This is a genomic window from Bifidobacterium imperatoris (assembly GCF_002860405.1).
GTDB classification, from domain to species: Bacteria; Actinomycetota; Actinomycetes; order Actinomycetales; family Bifidobacteriaceae; genus Bifidobacterium; species Bifidobacterium imperatoris.
Genome location: NZ_NMWV01000016.1, coordinates 22737 through 39676, shown reverse-complemented (window position 1 = coordinate 39676; position 16940 = coordinate 22737). Strand labels below are relative to the sequence as shown.

14 protein-coding genes are annotated in these 16940 nt (G+C 56.3%); all 14 read right to left on the bottom strand.

Features of this window, described 5'->3' with window-relative positions; all coding sequences use genetic code 11:
• Positions 1–55: 55 nt before the first annotated feature.
• Complete coding sequence (locus tag Tam1G_RS06325; protein ID WP_101625862.1) at positions 56–250, bottom strand: hypothetical protein; 195 nt, start codon at positions 248–250, stop codon at positions 56–58.
• A gap of 117 nt (positions 251–367) precedes the next feature.
• Positions 368–1063 carry an orotate phosphoribosyltransferase gene (gene pyrE / locus Tam1G_RS06320; RefSeq protein ID WP_101625861.1) on the bottom strand — a complete coding sequence of 232 codons (696 nt, stop codon included), beginning with the start codon at positions 1061–1063 and terminating at the stop codon, positions 368–370.
• 5 nt (positions 1064–1068) lie between these two features.
• Positions 1069–2061, bottom strand: coding sequence for a dihydroorotate dehydrogenase (locus Tam1G_RS06315; RefSeq protein WP_207553042.1), 993 nt, complete (start codon positions 2059–2061; stop codon positions 1069–1071).
• The gene (locus tag Tam1G_RS06310; RefSeq protein ID WP_101625859.1) at positions 2049–2873 is read right to left on the bottom strand and encodes a dihydroorotate dehydrogenase electron transfer subunit; all 825 of its coding nucleotides are present in this window, start codon (positions 2871–2873) and stop codon (positions 2049–2051) included. The genes Tam1G_RS06315 and Tam1G_RS06310 overlap by 13 nt, the downstream gene beginning before the upstream one ends.
• Before the next feature lie 31 nt (positions 2874–2904).
• A complete protein-coding gene (gene pyrF, locus Tam1G_RS06305) occupies positions 2905–3879 on the bottom strand; it encodes an orotidine-5'-phosphate decarboxylase (protein WP_101625858.1) in 975 nt (324 codons plus the stop codon).
• A 17-nt stretch (positions 3880–3896) separates the two neighbouring features.
• Positions 3897–5417, bottom strand: coding sequence for a dihydroorotase (locus Tam1G_RS06300; protein WP_101625857.1), 1521 nt, complete (start codon positions 5415–5417; stop codon positions 3897–3899).
• Positions 5414–5833 carry an aspartate carbamoyltransferase regulatory subunit gene (locus Tam1G_RS06295; RefSeq protein ID WP_101625856.1) on the bottom strand — a complete coding sequence of 140 codons (420 nt, stop codon included), beginning with the start codon at positions 5831–5833 and terminating at the stop codon, positions 5414–5416. The genes Tam1G_RS06300 and Tam1G_RS06295 overlap by 4 nt, the downstream gene beginning before the upstream one ends.
• Positions 5833–6795 carry an aspartate carbamoyltransferase gene (gene pyrB / locus Tam1G_RS06290; RefSeq protein ID WP_101625855.1) on the bottom strand — a complete coding sequence of 321 codons (963 nt, stop codon included), beginning with the start codon at positions 6793–6795 and terminating at the stop codon, positions 5833–5835. The genes Tam1G_RS06295 and pyrB overlap by 1 nt, the downstream gene beginning before the upstream one ends.
• A 133-nt stretch (positions 6796–6928) precedes the next feature.
• On the bottom strand, positions 6929–10165 hold the full coding sequence (locus Tam1G_RS06285) for a bifunctional [glutamine synthetase] adenylyltransferase/[glutamine synthetase]-adenylyl-L-tyrosine phosphorylase (protein ID WP_423220486.1): 3237 nt from the start codon (positions 10163–10165) through the stop codon (positions 6929–6931).
• A 98-nt stretch (positions 10166–10263) separates the two neighbouring features.
• The gene (gene metF / locus Tam1G_RS06280) at positions 10264–11109 is read right to left on the bottom strand and encodes a methylenetetrahydrofolate reductase [NAD(P)H] (protein WP_101625853.1); all 846 of its coding nucleotides are present in this window, start codon (positions 11107–11109) and stop codon (positions 10264–10266) included.
• 61 nt (positions 11110–11170) lie between these two features.
• Positions 11171–13474 (bottom strand): 5-methyltetrahydropteroyltriglutamate--homocysteine S-methyltransferase, encoded by a 2304-nt coding sequence (gene metE / locus Tam1G_RS06275; RefSeq protein WP_101625852.1) that lies wholly within the window; start codon positions 13472–13474, stop codon positions 11171–11173.
• A gap of 181 nt (positions 13475–13655) precedes the next feature.
• Positions 13656–14213 carry a SixA phosphatase family protein gene (locus tag Tam1G_RS06270; protein WP_101625851.1) on the bottom strand — a complete coding sequence of 186 codons (558 nt, stop codon included), beginning with the start codon at positions 14211–14213 and terminating at the stop codon, positions 13656–13658.
• Positions 14214–14353: 140 nt separating this feature from the next.
• Entirely contained in the window at positions 14354–15445 is a 1092-nt protein-coding gene (locus Tam1G_RS06265) for a tRNA (adenine-N1)-methyltransferase (protein WP_101625850.1), read from the bottom strand.
• Between the two features lie 177 nt (positions 15446–15622).
• Positions 15623–16897 carry an ATP-binding protein gene (locus Tam1G_RS06260; protein WP_242689622.1) on the bottom strand — a complete coding sequence of 425 codons (1275 nt, stop codon included), beginning with the start codon at positions 16895–16897 and terminating at the stop codon, positions 15623–15625.
• Positions 16898–16940 lie beyond the last annotated feature (43 nt).

Sequence of the window (16940 nt, the reverse complement as noted above, 5' to 3'; positions counted from 1 at the left end):
GAGGATTTTCAACGAAAACCTCCCTTTACTGCAATGCGTTCAAAGCGCCGCATCATCATATCGACGGATAATACTTGTGCACATCAACCTTGTCGGCAAGTTCTCGCATTCCCTTGGCATTCTGCCTGTCGAGAGTCCCACCTTTCGCCAGCTTGTCCGCTTTAGAGTCAATGGCATGCTGCATGCCTGAGAAATACGACAGCGCCATTACGATTATCGCCAGAACCGCAATCATTATTTCCATGGTCATCGCCCCTTCATTGCACTGTAAAACGTGTGCATGTTCATAATAGTCCCGTAAATGAAAAACGCTCCTTGTACAAGGAGCGTTTCCAATGGTGGTGAAACAGCGAATGCCGTTACACGATCATGCGCCGTACTGTTCGAGGTAAGCGTCGGCGCGTTGCTTGATATCGTGGTCAAGCAACGGGGTGCCGTCGGCCTTCTTCATCTTGGCGGCGGCATCGAAGATCTCGCGCACGTTGGCGATGGCGAGCACCGGGAAGCCGAACTCCTGTTCCACAGCCTTGACGGCGGACAGGTCGGAATCCTTGGTCTTCTCCATACGATCAACGGACAGCACCAGGCCCACGACTTCGACGTTGGCTTCGGCCTTGAGCTTCGGGATGACTTCGCGCACTGCGGTGCCGGCGGTCATCACATCGTCCACGAGCAGCACCTTCATGCCGTCAGTGAGCGGAGTGCCGACCATCCAACCGCCGTCACCGTGGTCCTTCTTCTCCTTGCGGTCGAAGGTGTAACCGACGGTCATGTTATGGCCCGCGGTCAGTGCGATGGCGGTGGAGACGGCCAGCGGAATGCCCTTGTAGGCCGGGCCGAACACGGTGTCGATGTCGCGCGGAATCGTATTGTGCACGATGGCCTGGCTGATCTTCTCAGCGTAGAAGGTGCCAAGAGTCGCGATCTTCTTACCGTCGTCGAAGGCGCCGGCGTTGATGAAGTACGGGCTCTGGCGGCCGGACTTCAGCGTGAAGTCGCCGAACTTCAATGCGTTGGATTCCAGCAGGAATTCCGTAAAACGATGTGCAAGCGTTTCTGCCATAGCATTTACCTCCAAGTTTTGCCTGCGGCCAGTTTAGCAGCGAGCTCGGGACGCTCGTCCAACAGGTCATCCAATTCTCGAGCGATGCGCAGCGGTGCCACCGGGTCAAAGAGCGCGGCCGCGCCCACTTCCACAGCATTCGCGCCGGCATACAGGTATTCCAATGCCTTTTCACCGGAGTCGATGCCACCGAGACCGATGATCGGAATCTCCGGCAGCGCGGTACGCACACGGTACACGGCTGCGATGCCGATGGGAAGCACGGCCGGGCCGGAGACTCCACCGGTTTTGTTGGCGATGATCGGCTCACCGGTGCGGATATTGAGCCTCATGCCAAGCACGGTGTTGATCATGCTCAGCGCATCGGCGCCATGCTCCACGGCTGCGCGAGCCGGCACGGTGATGTCGGTAACGTTCGGCGTGAGCTTAACGATCATCGGTTTATCGGTCATCGGGCGCAGCTTGTCCATCAACGTTGCCAAGGCCACTGGATCAGTGCCGACACTCATACCGCCGTGGGTCACATTCGGGCAGCTGACGTTGATTTCGAGCATGTCCGCATCGGAATCGGCGAGCTTGGCGACTACCTGCATGTAATCGTCATCACAGTGTCCAGCCACGTTGGCGATGACCATTGCCCCAGCCTTTTTCAGCTTGGGCAGGTCATCCTCAAGGTAGTGGTCCACACCGGGATTCTGCAGGCCTACGGCGTTGAGATTTGATGCCGGACCTTCCGCAGTACGTGGGGACGGATTTCCCTCCCACGGAATCGGAGAACAACCCTTGGTGCATACGGCACCAAGTTGGCTCACATCATAGAACCAGCGGACAGCAGCGTACTGGAACGTGCCAGAAGCAGTGCCGACCGGGTTCTTCCACGTGACGCCAGCTACCTGGGTGGAGTGCTTCCACTCATGCGGCTCGTAAATGTTGATATGCTTGCCGTTTGGACGTGCGGCAGTCGTTGCTGTGGTAAGGCTCATCGTTACTCCCCCCATCCAAGCTGTTCGCGGGTGAATACCGGACCATCGGAGCAGACTTTGAGTCGACCATCCACGGTGTCCACGGTGCACAACACACAAGTGCCGTAGCCGCATCCCATGCGCTGTTCCATGCTCATCTGTGCAGGCATATCACGCTCGGCTGCCCATGCGGCGACTGCCTTCATCATCGGCAACGGGCCGCAAGAAAGAATAATCGGCGCATGATCAGTGACATAGAGCTCGCCGGATTGTTCCAGCTGGTTCAGCAGATCGACGACATTGCCTTGTGCGTTATCGATGCTGAAGGAGCGGTCGGTGTAGCGGGACACGAATTCCTCACCGAAGTGGGCGTCACGGTAACCGATGACGGAGGTTGCCACAGAACCGGCCATATCGGCGATTTTCTGTGCCGCATACACCAGCGGAGGTACGCCAAGGCCACCACCGACGAGGATGTAGTTGGCGTCCTGCTTCAGATTGAAGCCGCGGCCGAGCGGGCCGAGGACGTCCACCGTGTCGCCTACTTCAAGTTGCGCAAGTTGCTCAGTGCCGTGACCGATGACGGCGAAAATCACACTGACTTCATCGCCTTCGACTTCGCTGACGCCGAACGGACGTGGCATCAGCATGAAATCGTCGTTCGTAAACAGGTTCACGAACTGGGCGGGCTTGGCATGGGACGCGATGAATGCATCACGGAAGGTAAGACGCACCACATGGTCGGTCAGTTCGCGCACAGCGGTGACTTCCACGGTGTGGCGCGGCGGGAAGAATCCCGCTGCGGTGGCTTCAGCCACCACATCATGCGTTGGAGTGAAGGTAGTCATAAGATTCCTTGTCTCAGTACTGGTCTGCCAATCAGCGATAGACGGCGATGCGCAGGGCGTCGCGCATGTCGAGAGCGGCTTGGCGGGCACTTTCGGCAACCAAATCCAGCGCTTCGTCGGCGCTCATGGATTCGGAGTACTTGCCGCTCTTCTTCCATGCACCGATGATGCCACGGGACGAATTGACAAGAGCACCACTGCCATCGGCGTCGAACATGCCGGCAACATCCTGCGCGGTACCGCCCTGAGCGCCGTAACCTGGCACCAGGAAGAACGTGTGCGGCATGCGGGCGCGAAGTGCACGGCCTTCCTCCGGATGCGTGGCACCAACCACGGCACCGACGCGGGAGTAACCATGCTCACCGATGGTTTCGGCACCCCAGCCTTCCACAAGATCGGCCACATGCTCGTAGACCTTCTTGCCGTCCGCCAAATCGAGCATCTGCAGCTCACTGGAGGACGGGTTGGAGGTGCGCACCAGCACGAAGATGTCCTTGTCGGCTTCGGTGGCGGCTTGGACAAACGGCGTGATGCCATCCGTGCCGAGATACGGGTTTACGGTCACTGCATCCTCGTGCCACGGGTCGAAGGCAGTGCCATCGGCCGAAGCGGCGGCCACACCGTTCAGATGATGCGCGTAGGCGGCTGCTGTGGAGCCGATATCGCCACGTTTCACATCGCCGAGCACATACAGGCCCTGCTGGGCGGCGTATTCGCAGGTCATCGTGTAGACGTCAACGCCGGCTGGGCCAAGTGCCTCATACATGGCGATCTGCGGCTTGACTGCCGGCACGATATCAGCCACCGCATCAATGATGGTGCGGTTGAATTCGAAGTAGGCGACTGCCAACTGTGCGGCTGGCAGCTCTTCCGGGGAATCCACCGAGTCGCGTACTTCATCGGCGAAGCTTGCCACAACCTGAGGCGGCACCAGTGCTTCGGTAGGGTCCAGACCCACGACGGATGGGTTCTGTACGTTATTGATTGCTTCGATCAGACGATCCATCGAAGTCCTTTCGTTCTCTACAGACGGCTGAACATGAATTGGGAGCCGATGATGGTGGAGAGCGGACGTCCGGTGACCTTCCAGCCACCGAACGGAGTGTTGCGTGCCGCGGAGTGGAACTGTTCCGGATCCACGGTCCATTCCTCGTCGGTGTTGAGAATGGCCAAATCCACGTGCTCGGCATCATCCACACGGCTCAGGTCAAGCAGACGGTTCACGCCTTCACGCTTAGCCGTGCCGCTCTCCCCTGCCTCACGTTCCTCGGCAATCACGCCTTCCGGATCATCGCCGGTGGGTGCCGGCTCAGCCCAATCCTCCACGAGTACAGCAATATCCGTGGCATCATGGCCCATCAACGCCTCCGGCGCTACGGACATGAGTTCAATCAGTCGCTCATCTGAAATGTGACCGCCATCCACCAACACTTTGTGGCATACGCCGTACGCGCATTCCAAACCGATGATGCCGTTGGGCGCCTCGAGGAATCCCAAGGCTTTCTCGTCCATCGTGTGTGGTGCATGATCGGTGGCCAGCAGGTCGACCGTACCGTCGGCGATGGCCGCGATGGTGGCCTTACGGTCCGCTTCGGAACGCAGCGGCGGATTCATCTTGGCCAGCGTGCCATATTCGAGCAACGCCTCATCGCTCAAGGCCAGATAGTGCGGTGCGGTTTCGCAGGTGATCGGCAGTCCTTCGGCCTTGGCTTTGCGAATCGCTTCGAAGGAAATCGCAGTGCTGACATGCTGGAAGTGCACATGGATGCCGGTGCGACGTGCAGCCTCAATATCGCGGGCCACGATCTTGCGCTCGGTATCCTCCGGAATGCCAGGTACACCAAGCTGGTGAGAAACCGGACCTTCATTAACCGCACCGGTATCGTGATGCTCGCAGTGCTCGATCAGATACAGGTCAGAGGCCTTGGCATTGGCCAGCACTTGATCGAGAATCGGCTCGGGCACGGCGGCACCGTCATCGCTGATGGCGGTGACCGGATGCTCGTTCATGGCCGGGGTCTTGGCATCATCATCAAATCCAGGCACATACTTGAGCCAATCGGCGATGTCGCTTGCCTCCTTGCCGGCACGATCCTTGGACGCGCATATGCAGAGGTCGTAGCGAACCGGAAGCTTCACATCATGCGCGGCATCATAGTTCTGGAGGAAATCGATGACGTTGCTGAAGCCGGACTCGCGTACCTCGCGTGCACCAGGCTTGTCAGTCGCCGTATCAGCTTCAGTCACTGGCTGGCCGTCAAGTGCAGGCAGCGTGTTCGGCATGATGAGCACATTCGTGTAACCGCCGGATGCCGAAGCACGGCAACCGGAAATCATAGATTCCTTATATGTTTGGCCAGGATCGCGGAAGTGTACATGCGGGTCCGCGAAACCGGGGGCCACAGTCAATCCCGTGGCATCGATATCGGCACCATCGTGCACGGTGTCGGTATCGGCGAAATAGGCGTCGGCAAGGCCTGGAACCACCAAGTCAATGATTTCGCCGGTGTTCCAGACCTTAATGTTGCGCAGTGTGATGCTCACAGTTTGGCTTCCTCGTCGCAGTAATCACAGCGGTATTCAAGGCGATCGGAATGCACCAAGTGGAACATCTGCTTGATGTCATGCTCGCTGGTGGTGACGCAGCGCGGGTTCACGCACTTGATGACGCCGACAATGTGCTCAGGCAGATGCGGCTGCTTCTTTTCGACGATATGACCGCCACGTACCACGTCCACAGTAGCCTGGCGCGCCACGAAACCAAGCACATCAAGATCAATATCCTTATCGTCTTCAATCTTGATGATGTCCTTGGAACCGAAGCGCTTGGACGTGGTGTTCATGATCAGTGCGAGCTTGGTTTTGGATGGATCGATCTTCAGGTATTCCAATACCTTCAGCGAGGTGCCGGCCGGCACATGATCGATGATGATGCCATTGACGATACTGGTGACTTCCATCAGGCCTGAACCTCCTTGGGGTTGAGCGGTTCGTAACCGGGCAGGTCATCGCCCACCACGGAGCTTTCGAGGGCCATGCGCACAAGCATGCCGTTCTTGACCTGCTCGAAATAGGCGGCACGCGGGTCGTCGTCCACTTCCACAGCGATTTCGTTGACGCGCGGCAGCGGGTGCAGCACAGCCATATGCGGCTTGGCCAAGGAGAGCTTGTCCTCGTCGAGAATGTAGGTATCGCGCAGACGCAGGTAGTCGTCTTCGTTGAAGAAGCGTTCCTTCTGCACGCGGGTCATGTACAGCACATCAAGATCGCCAATCACGGATGCCAGGTCACGCACTTCTACGTAAGAGCAGGTTGGCGTGGCATTGATGCGGTCGATGACGTACTGCGGAGTCTTCAATTCTTCCGGGCTGATGAGCACAAAACGCACGTTGCCGAAACGGCATAGAGTCTCAATCAGGGAGTGCACGGTGCGGCCAAACATAAGATCACCGCACAGGCCCACAGTCAAATTGTTCACGCGGCCGAAACGGGACTGCAGCGTGGCCAAATCAGCCAATGTTTGTGTGGGGTGCATATGGCCACCATCACCGGCATTGATTACTGGCACGGAAGCCGCGCGGGAAGCCACGAGAGCAGCACCTTCCTTGGGGTGACGAATAGCGACCACATCCACATAGTTGGACACAGTTTTCAACGTGTCGGAAATCGTTTCGCCTTTGGTCACGGAAGCCAACTGAGCACCAGCGAAACCAATCACCTTGCCACCGAGACGCAGCATGGCGGTTTCGAAGCTCAGGCGCGTACGAGTGGAAGGCTCGTAGAACAGTGTTGCCAACACCCTACCCTCGCAGGTGTGTGACACCTCCTTGCGATGGGCATCAATGTATTGCGCCTTATGCAGCAAATCCTGAATCTGTGCGATAGAGAGATCATCAAGCGAGATAACGCTTTTACCGATCATCGGCGTCTCCGCCGGCTCTTGTGGAGTTGACACGGCTCACCTTTCGTGCGTTGAAGCGGATAAGGTGGCCACTAATGTGACCTTATCTAACTTACGCCATTTTTCGGACAGACGTGTTCACCGAGTGTTCACCCTATCGCTGGGCGCGGCGACGGTTGGCTACCAAACGTGGAGCGATAACGTGCATACGCGGTTTCGCGGGCTTTTGCGCACTACCAGCGGTACCCGAGACGCTCGAACGTCCGGCAACGGACGGAGCAATGGTGTTGCTTTCTTCCGTCTGACCGTAGAACAGGCGCTGGCATACGTCACGGCATTTGCGCATCACACCGAGCAAGTCGTTCTCAAAATGCTGTCCGCGATGTGCGCCATAGCCAAGGTATACGGCAATGCCACCGAGCGAATACATGTCATCGGGCAGAATGTCCGCCTGATTGGCGCGGCCGGACCATAGATAGTTGCCGTTGCGTGCCGCCGTGCAGGTGGTCCATGCCTTACGCAGTTGGATGGCATCGATGGCGCTGATGAGTTTCTTGTCCTCCAGCACCTGCAATGCTTCCAAGGTTCCATTAACGCGCAGGTCTTTGATATCACCGGCATGTTGAAGTTGCAGCAGTTGCACGGTCCATTCCACATCGGAGAGTCCGCCCTTGCCGAGTTTCAGGTGGCGTTCGCGGCGTACGCCTCGCGGCAGTCGTTCTGCTTCCATACGAGCTTTGAGCTTGCGAATGCTCTGCAATTCAGCATCGGTCAGCTCTTGAGTTGGGTAACGCAGCGGGTCCGCAATATTGATGAGGAAATCGCGTGCCAGTTCCGCGTCTCCCGCCGCATAGCGGGCGCGTAGCAGGGCCTGATGCTCCCAGGTCGATGCCCAGGATTCGTAATATTCCTCGCAGGAGGCGTACGAGCGCACAATAGGCCCGTTTTTACCTTCCGGACGCAAATCAAGATCGAGTTCGATTTTCGGTTCCAGCGTGGTTGGTCCTTGCAGAATATTGCGCAGATCCTCCACCGCTTTCTTGGCGAACGCGTTTGCCTGGGCATCGTCGGCATCGTCTGCCGGGCGGTAGATCAGGATGGCGTCGGCATCGGAGCTGAAGTTCACCTCGCGGCCGCCGTAACGGCCCATAGCGATCACCGCAATATCCGCTGGAGCTGATTCCAAACCGAATGCGCTCACCTGATGGCGTACCGCCCACTTGAGCGAGGCATCAATGATGGCATCATAGACGTCGGTCATAGCCTTCAGACAGGTGGCATCGTCCATCACGCCGCTCATCCATGCCAAACCGATGCGTTCGATCTCATGGCGTCGCATTGCGCGCACGGAATTAGCGAACTCGTTCATGCTTGAACCAAAACGTTCCAGCGTGGAATTTGTTTGGATATCCAAGGCTTCACGGGTGCGAGCCTTGAGATTATCATCATCGCCAAGCCAACTGATGGATTCCACCGACTTGTTCAGTGCATCGCCAAGGAATCTGGAATTGGAGAGAATATGGCACAGGCGTTGTGCAGCTGACGTGGAATCGCGAAGGAATCCAAGATAGCCGGATTGAGTGCCGAAGTTCTCTTCCAGCTTGCGCCAGTTGAGCAGACCCATATCCGGATTCTGCCCCTCTCCCAACCATTGCAGCACAGCAGGCAGAATAATGCGGTTGATTTTCGCGGCGCGGCCGACCCCTGCGGTAAGCGCCTGCACATGGCGGATGGCGGCATCCGGATCGCCAAAGCCAATAGATGCGAAACGCTCCTGTGCGGCAGCATTGCTCAGCGTAATCTGATCATTCTCAAGCTGAGCGCTGACCGGCAACATCGGACGATAGTAGATGTCGAGATGCAGGTGGCGAACCTCACGGCGAGTGTCATCATACTTCTCAACCAGCTCTTCTGGATGCAAGCCGAAGGCGCGGGCCAGTCGACGAAGTTCCTGATTCTGATTGAGCGCATCAATGTCGATGTCGCGCTTCTTCTCAAGCCCGCCTACGGAAGCGCGCCCTAAATCGGGGAACAAATGCGTACGCTTCAACGACCAGATTTGCTGGCGATGCTCCATCACACGTTCAAAACGGTAATCCTGGGACATGCGTACGGCTTGTTTGCGGGAGATGTAGCCGCCATCAGAAAGTCGCTGCAGAGAGTCGAGTGTATTGCTGGTGCGCAGTGATTCATCGGTTCGACCGTGCACCAGTTGCAGCATCTGCACGGTGAATTCCACGTCCCTCAAACCACCGCGGCCAAGTTTGATTTCACGATCTTTCAAAGGGGCCGGAATCAAATCTTCAACGCGCTTGCGCATTTTCTGGCAGTCATACACGAAGTTCTTACGCTTGGAAGCGCTCCACACAAACGGACGGGTCATGTCCATGTAAGCTTGGCCGAGCTCCGGGTCTCCGGCCACCGGGCGTGCCTTAAGCAATGCTTGGAATTCCCAGTTTTCCGCCCACTGCTCGTAATAGTTCTTATGCGATTCAAGCACGCGAACCAGCTGGCCATCCTTGCCTTCCGGACGAAGGCCACCGTCGATCTGCCATAGTGGCTGTTCGGCAACTCCCATAATCGCCGACTGGCATACGCGCTGCAATGTAGTACCCATTTTGGTTCCCACACGAATCAGTGTCTGATGATCAACCTCTTTGCTGGCTGGTTCCACCACATAAATCAAATCCACGTCAGACACATAGTTCAGTTCCTGGGCGCCGAGCTTGCCCATGCCGATAATGGTGAACCGTACCTGATCGCTGCCCTCGACCTCGTTGCGAGCGATGGCCAATGCGCCTTCCAGCGCTGCATCAGCAAGATCTGAAAGCTCATGGCTAATGGTCGGCTGAATGGCGGTCGGATCATCGGCAACTGCATCCTGCGCGATGATGGCGGCCAATTGCTTACGATAGCTGGCTCGCAATGCTGTAGCGGCTTCAGCCAAATCCTTGGTGGCTTTTGGATGCGACAAATCACTAGGGTCGGCACCGACTGCTTCAAGCAGGTGAGCCCTGCGTTGCGCATGGTTGAACAGATGACTGTTGCAGTTATCTACGGCTGCGGCTTCCACCAAGTCTGGCTTGAAGCGCATGAACTTGCCCATCGCATCAGAGACGCCCAACACGGTGATGAGCCGTTTGAGAGCATCGCCATCCGGCATGACCCGCTTCAAGTCACGCCCACTGGATTGCATGGCATTGACAATGTCTACGAAATTACGCAATGCGATGTCCGGGTCGCCGGCATGGGAGAGGTATCCCAGAAGTTCACTGCGATGGGAATCTGAGATTCCGTCCGTCTTCAACTGATCGAACAGCTCACGGGCCTTATCAAGATCCTGCAATCCTGCCCTGATCAACGACATGGCACTGGGTTTGAACGTCGTCATTGCTTCCATAAGTTTCCACTATATACGCTTGTAAGCCTCTGTACCGCGTATTCTCCAGATCGAATACACGGTACAGAGGCCTACAAGCCGGCTATCAACTACTCGTTGAACAATGATTTGACATTGCGCCAAATGCGGCGGGTGGTGGCCGGATGGTTCATCGTATACAGGTGCACGCCATCGACACCGTGCGCCACCAGATCGGCGATCTGTTCGGAGGCATAGAGGATGCCGGCGTTGTGTAGCGCTTCGGTATTGCCTTCCCAACGGTTGAGCAGCGCATCGAGATGCTCTGGAATGCGCGAAGCGTTGCGTTCGGCCATGCGGCGCACTGATTTGGCACCACGCACTGGCATGATGCCGGCTTCGATTGGCACTGTGATGCCGGCTGCACGAACCTTGTCGCAGAACCGGTAGAAATCATCATTATCGTAGAACAGCTGGGTAATGAGATGGGTGACGCCAGCATCAACCTTGATTTTTAGATGTTCGATATCTTTATCCAAGGAGTCAGCCTGATAGTGACCTTCCGGATAGCATGCGCCGAACACCGTGAAGTTAGGCTTGCGTTCGCGGATATAGGCCACCAGATCGCTGGCATGCTCGAAAGCGCCGACTACCTGTTCGCCATCGATATAGTCGCCACGCAAGGCCAGCACGGTGTTGACGCCAGCGTTCTCGAACATATCCAACGCCTCATCGATTTTGGCTTTATCCGAATATAGGGCAGTCAGATGTGCGACTGCCGGAATGCGGTATTCGTTCACGATGGTGTTGGCAATGCGTGCAGTGGCGGTGCGATCGGAATGCGTGCCGTGACCGTAAGTGACGGAGATGAAGTCCGGCTTCAGATCTTCGATACCATCCAACGTGTCATAGATGGTTCCCACCGGAGCATCTCGCTTTGGCGGGAAGACTTCCAATGAAAACATCGGCGTATGCATAATCAATTCCTTTTGGTTATAAAGAGGCTCCCTCATCAGAGGGAGCCCAACATAAGATGCGTTACTTAGCCAGCTTGGCGCGAACTGCCTTGGCTGCAGCAACCAGATGCTCGAGGCTCGGCCAGGTTTCGGCGTTGCCACGGGTCTTCAGACCGCAATCCGGGTTAATCCAAACCTTCTCAACGTCCATCTTCTTCAAGATTTCGTAGATACGATCTTCGATTTCCTTCTCGGATGGGATACGCGGAGAGTGAATGTCGTAGACGCCCGGACCAGCTTCGGTTTCGAAGTGGGCATCATGGATGGCGTCGAGCACCACCAGATCACCACGGGATGCTTCGAAGGAAATCACATCGGCATCCATCGCGTCGATGTCGCGAATGATGTCGTTGAACTCGGAGTAGCACATGTGGGTGTGAATCTGTGTGGTGGGCTTCACTGCAGAGTGCACCAAACGGAAGGCCGGCACTGCCCAGTCGAGGTACTTGACGTGCCAATCGGACTTGCGCAGCGGGAGCTTCTCACGCAGAGCAGCCTCATCAATCTGGATGACCTTGATGCCTGCGGCTTCGAGATCGAGCACTTCGTCGCGGATGGCAAGGGCCAGCTGCTTGGTCTGTTCCTCATGAGTGATATCTTCGCGCGGCCAGGACCAATTCAGGATGGTAACCGGGCCGGTGAGCATGCCCTTCATTACATGGTTGGTGCGAGACTGAGCATATGCAGACCATGCCACGGTGATCGGCTTGGCACGGGAGACATCGCCCCAGACAATCGGAGGCTTCACGCAGCGGGTGCCGTAGGACTGCACCCAGGCATTCTTGGTGAACAGGAAACCGTTGAGGTTCTGGCCGAAGTATTCGACCATGTCGTTGCGCTCGAATTCGCCGTGGACCAGCACGTCAAGGCCGATTTCTTCCTGATGCTTGATGCAGGCGTCAATCTGAGCCTTGATGAACTCGTCGTAAGCTTCCTTGGTGATTTCGCCCTTGCGGAACTTGGCACGCTCGGCACGCACTTCCTTGGTTTGTGGGAAGGAACCAATGGTGGTGGTGGGCAGCAGCGGCAGGCCGAGAGCTTCACGCTGCAGCTTCTGACGCTCTTCGCGGGCGGGCTGACGCACATAATCATCAGCGGTCAGACCGTTGACGCGATCGGCGACTGCCGGGTCGGCGGCCACACGAGTGCCGTCGAACAGGGCCTGATTTGCGGCGAGGGCTTCGGAGACCTTCTTCTCGTCTTCGGTAGCGTCGGCAAGTACGGCGACTTCCTTAAGCTCGTCAAGCTTTTCGACGGCGAATGCGAAGTGCTTCAGGTCTTCGGTCGGAATGCCGGTTTCACCTTCAGTGCTGAATGGCACGTGCAGCAGGGAGGATGCAGTGGAGACAGCCACATTCGGGGTAACCTGCTTCAATGCGTCCACGAGACCGAGGGAAGTGGCGTAGTTGTTGCGCCAGATGTTGCGGCCGTTGATTACACCGGCGAAGATGGTGGTGTTGGAAGCAACGCCGTACTTGGCCACGGCTTCGAGGTTTTCTTCGCGGCCTTCGTTGAGGTCCAGACCGATGCCGTCGAAGCCGAGCAGGTTCACGGTTTCGTACACGTCGGCGATGTGGCCGAAGTAGGTGTTGAGCAGCACTTTGACGCCGGCCTTAGCGGCCAGAATCTTGGTGTAGAGCGTCTTGAAGAGTTCCACGTCACCCGGCTCCTTGTCGAGCACGAGGTACGGCTCTTCAAGCTGCAGCCATTCGGCACCCAGCTCGTTGAACTTGGTGAGCACTTCAGCATAGACGGCGGCAACCGCGTTGACGAGGCCCTTGTCGTATTCAAGTTCGGTGGCCTGATCGGTGCGAGCGAGCTTCAGGAAGGTGTACGGACCGATGAGCACTGGCTTGGTAAGGATGCCGAGGGCCTTAGCCTCGTTGAACTCGTCAAACGGCTTGGTGGAGTTGAGCTTGATCTCCTCGCCTGGTTCAACTTCAGGCACCAGATAGTGGTAGTTGGTGGTGAACCACTTCTTCATCGGCAGAGCGGTGACATCGCCCTTTTCGCCCTGATAGCCGCGGGCCATTGCGAAAAGCGTGTCTTCCGGGTTTTCGAAGGCAAGGCGCTCATAACGCTTCGGAATCACGTTCAGGAGGATGGCGGTATCCAGCATCTGATCGTAGTAGCTGAAGTCGTTGCTCGGAATCAGGTCGATGCCAGCGGCCTGCTGCAGCTTCCAGTGCTTGGCACGCAGCTCGGCGGCAGTGGACTTGACGGCGGCCAGATCGTTGGCGCCCTTCCAGTAACCTTCGATGATCTTCTTCAGTTCGCGGTTCTGCCCGATGCGCGGGAAGCCGGAGACGGAAGTCAGAGTGGACATGAATCCTCCAATGTATGCGTTCGTAACCCGACTTAGGCTACCAAAACATCACAGATTCAGACTCATAAGAACACTTTGAGTGTCGTTATAGGACGAACTTATAGCCGCCCCCATTGGCTCCCCTTGTCAGGGGAGCTGTCGCCTCAGCTGACTGAGAGGTAGTTGGTTCGGTCAAAGGAAATCAGTCAAAATCCTTAACGTTGATTACGGCGAGCAGCTCACCGCTGTGCACCTGCCATTCGTCGAACGGTTTATCGGAGCCGAAAATCACCAAAGACGCTGGCGAGAGTCCGAGATTCAGCAGATCAAGACGCTCGGCATCAGAATCAGCGGAGGCAATCCATTGTGAAGCGATAGATACTGTAGGCTCGTGACCAACAATCATGAATACACGTTGCTTTGGCTTGACGTGCGCCAATTCATCGAAAACGGCCTGCACTCCCCCGTCATACAGATTGATGCGATAGTCCACGATGGGATCGTCACCGAAAATCTTCAGCATGCGATCCAAGGTCTCGCGTGTGCGTGTTGCCGCCGAGCAGGAAATCTGGTCAGGCTTAAGTCCAAGTGCTTCAATGCCTTTGCCAACGGTTTTGGCCTGCTTCAAACCTTTATCGGTGAGCTTACGTTCTAAATCATCTTTGCCGCCGAATGGTTCGGCCTTGGCATGCCTCATGATGATGAGAATATGCTTGTATTTCTTGGCCGCCTTGGCGACTTTGTTCAGCTTGATGCCCACTTCGAGGCTCCCTCTCTTCAAGGTTTTGCACAGCTCACAACGAACAACACAAAGTCATTCCAGTATAGCCCGTTGTGAGCGTTCACATATCCATCGGCATGCGCCCAGAGGAAAATCCGTCGACAAATCTACTTGAATTTCTAAGCGGCGGAGGATTCCTCACCTTTGTCAAGCTCGCCCAACTCGTTCACCTGACGGTCCAAGTCGCGCAGCACCTTGCGCAACTTATGATCGGAAATGTCGCGCAACTCCAGCTCCTCCAAGCGGGCTTCGCGCTGCTCGTCAGTCAACTCATCCACGTCGGTCACCGTGTCTTTCGAATAGCGTTCGCGCTTCTTCAATGCGGCAAAGCCCGGTGCCATCGCACGCGAAATCACCAAGAATCCAGTGTGGCCAATCATTTGATGATCCGGGCGTACAGCCAGACCTTGCGCCTTCCATGTGCGTTCAAGGGTTTCCTGAATCTGCGGCTCAGTCCAGCAGCCTGCCGCACGCAACGCTTCGGCCAGTCGGCTCATCTGCGTGGTGGTGGTCACATAGCAGACCAGCACGCCACCTGGGGCGATCACTCGATACGCCTGCTCCAAGCGATTCCACGGGTCCAGCATGTCAAGCATAATGCGGTCAAACCAGTGTTCAGGAAGCTCTGCGGCCACAGAGTCGAAATCGCCGGTCAAAAGATCCCACCACAAGGGTTTTTCACCGTAATACAATGCGGCATTTGCTTCGGCCACCCGGGCGAATTCGGAACGTAGCTCGATAGTGGTCAGGTGGCCGGACTCCCCCACGGCATCCAGCAGGTTCAGACTCATCGCGCCCGAACCAGCACCGGATTCCAGCACGCGCAAGCCGGAGCGGATATCACCGAGCTGAATCACCTGAGCGATATCCTTCGGGTACATGATCTGCGCACCACGCGGCATCGAAAGCACATAGTCGGCAAGGCGCGGGCGCATGGCCGCATACTCCCATCCGCCGATGGCTCGCGAGGATTTCCACGGCTTGTTCTTGTCCTTCTCCGGATACACCTGATTGACCTGCGCTTCGCGCTTAGCGTGCACGGTGGTGATGACGGTGCCTTCCACCGCACCAATCACATCGTCGTGCAGGATCAGCCCATGCTCGGTTTGCGTGGAGCCGCCCGGCACCAACTGGTCGGTGATCTTCTTGCCCTTGCGGTCGGTAAACTGCACCTTCTCGCCCGCAACAAACGCCCCACGCCTGGGATTCATGGACTCTCCTTCACTCAGATCTGCGCACACGTGCACTCGTATATTCGCCGCACATTGCCCTCACGGCAAACGATTCAAACCGTTTCAGTGTAATGCATGGGATTCCTCTACGGATTCCGCAAAACCAAGTCATCAGGTCAGCACTTATGTGCTAAACCGTCTTGCCGCATCGTTGCATCAGTTCTTGTCCAGCAACCAATCCATTACGGGCACGATATGGATACCATCGGAGGTGATGCCACTACGAGCATGGTCGTATGTGAGGATGTACTTCGGGAAGGAATCTCCCACCGCGCGCAATGGCGCAATCTCCCGTTCGAAAACCTGCTCATCAATAAGACTTTGCGTAACCTGATAATATGCACGACGCTGATGATCAGTGGCCACAAAATCAATCTCAGAAGTTCCCGATGGTTCCATCGGCACTGCACCAACCGATACCTGATTGCCGCGACGCATCAACTCATTGGCCACGACGTTTTCAAGCTGGAATCCCAGATCCTCAACTGCGAAATTCGTGGTCAGATTACGCAAGCCAGTATCTACGGGATAGAACTTGCGTAGCGGGTTAAGCAGTTCTTTGCCTTTGAGACCGCTCTGACACAAGCCATTGAGAATATAAGCTCGTTCGAGCGCGTCAATGTAATTCTCAATGGTGTCTTGCGAGACACGGTATCCGGCACTTTTGAGTGCGCCCGTCACTTTTCTGGTGGAGAAGAGATTACCGGATGTAGAGAACAGGTAAGTGACGAGCCGCTCCAACAATGGCAGGTCACGGATACCGAGTCTTTTCGCCACGTCATTCAGAATAACCGTGTCGAACACTGCCGAAAGCTCACGTGCCACATCGTCTTCATCCTGTTCTTTCAATGAGAACAGTCCTGGCATGCCACCGAAACGTAGGTACGTTGCGAAGGCCTCGTCCACGCTGCCGCTCTGTCCGCTTGAAGCCTCTCGGAAATCCATGTATTCCCGGAACGACAATGGGAATACATCAATTGGCACGTATCGTCCAGCAAGTAGCGTGGCCAGATCGGATGAGAGGAAATGGGCATTCGACCCGGTGATGGTCACGTCCACACCATCTTTGGTATGTAGCCCACGAACTACATGCTCCCAACCCGGAACCTCTTGAATCTCATCAAGGAACACGTAGAACATAGATTGCCTGTCGCTGGCGTCCATTGCCTCATTTAGTTCTTTGGTTAGCCCATCCGCTGTCTGCATAGCCGGCATGCCGAATTCATCGAATCGCTTGTAGAAGATGTTTTCAGGACGCACGCCATCTGCAATAAGATGCCTCATGTACATGGTCAGTATCGCCGACTTACCGCATCGGCGCACACCACGAAGCACCTTAATCTGATCGATGTCCCGATACCGTTCAAGCAACGCTTGATATCTCGGTCGAGGATACAGCGCTTTAACCATGCTGACACCACCGTCTTCCATACCCGACACATTCAATGAATATACCCTTAAGTGTCGAGTATAG

Bases quoted from the DNA above. Each gene is read 5' to 3' on its own strand.
- pyrF (WP_101625858.1), bottom strand. From the start codon at position 3,879: ATGGATCGTCTGATCGAAGCAATCAATAACGTACAGAACCCATCCGTC.
- Tam1G_RS06285 (WP_423220486.1), bottom strand. From the start codon at position 10,165: ATGACGACGTTCAAACCCAGTGCCATGTCGTTGATCAGGGCAGGATTG.
- Tam1G_RS06315 (WP_207553042.1), bottom strand. From the start codon at position 2,061: ATGGGGGGAGTAACGATGAGCCTTACCACAGCAACGACTGCCGCACGT.
- metE (WP_101625852.1), bottom strand. From the start codon at position 13,474: ATGTCCACTCTGACTTCCGTCTCCGGCTTCCCGCGCATCGGGCAGAAC.
- pyrB (WP_101625855.1), bottom strand. From the start codon at position 6,795: ATGATCGGTAAAAGCGTTATCTCGCTTGATGATCTCTCTATCGCACAG.
- pyrE (WP_101625861.1), bottom strand. From the start codon at position 1,063: ATGGCAGAAACGCTTGCACATCGTTTTACGGAATTCCTGCTGGAATCC.
- Tam1G_RS06325 (WP_101625862.1), bottom strand. From the start codon at position 250: ATGACCATGGAAATAATGATTGCGGTTCTGGCGATAATCGTAATGGCG.
- Tam1G_RS06295 (WP_101625856.1), bottom strand. From the start codon at position 5,833: ATGGAAGTCACCAGTATCGTCAATGGCATCATCATCGATCATGTGCCG.
- metF (WP_101625853.1), bottom strand. From the start codon at position 11,109: ATGCATACGCCGATGTTTTCATTGGAAGTCTTCCCGCCAAAGCGAGAT.
- Tam1G_RS06260 (WP_242689622.1), bottom strand. From the start codon at position 16,897: ATGGAAGACGGTGGTGTCAGCATGGTTAAAGCGCTGTATCCTCGACCG.
- Tam1G_RS06265 (WP_101625850.1), bottom strand. From the start codon at position 15,445: ATGAATCCCAGGCGTGGGGCGTTTGTTGCGGGCGAGAAGGTGCAGTTT.
- Tam1G_RS06310 (WP_101625859.1), bottom strand. From the start codon at position 2,873: ATGACTACCTTCACTCCAACGCATGATGTGGTGGCTGAAGCCACCGCA.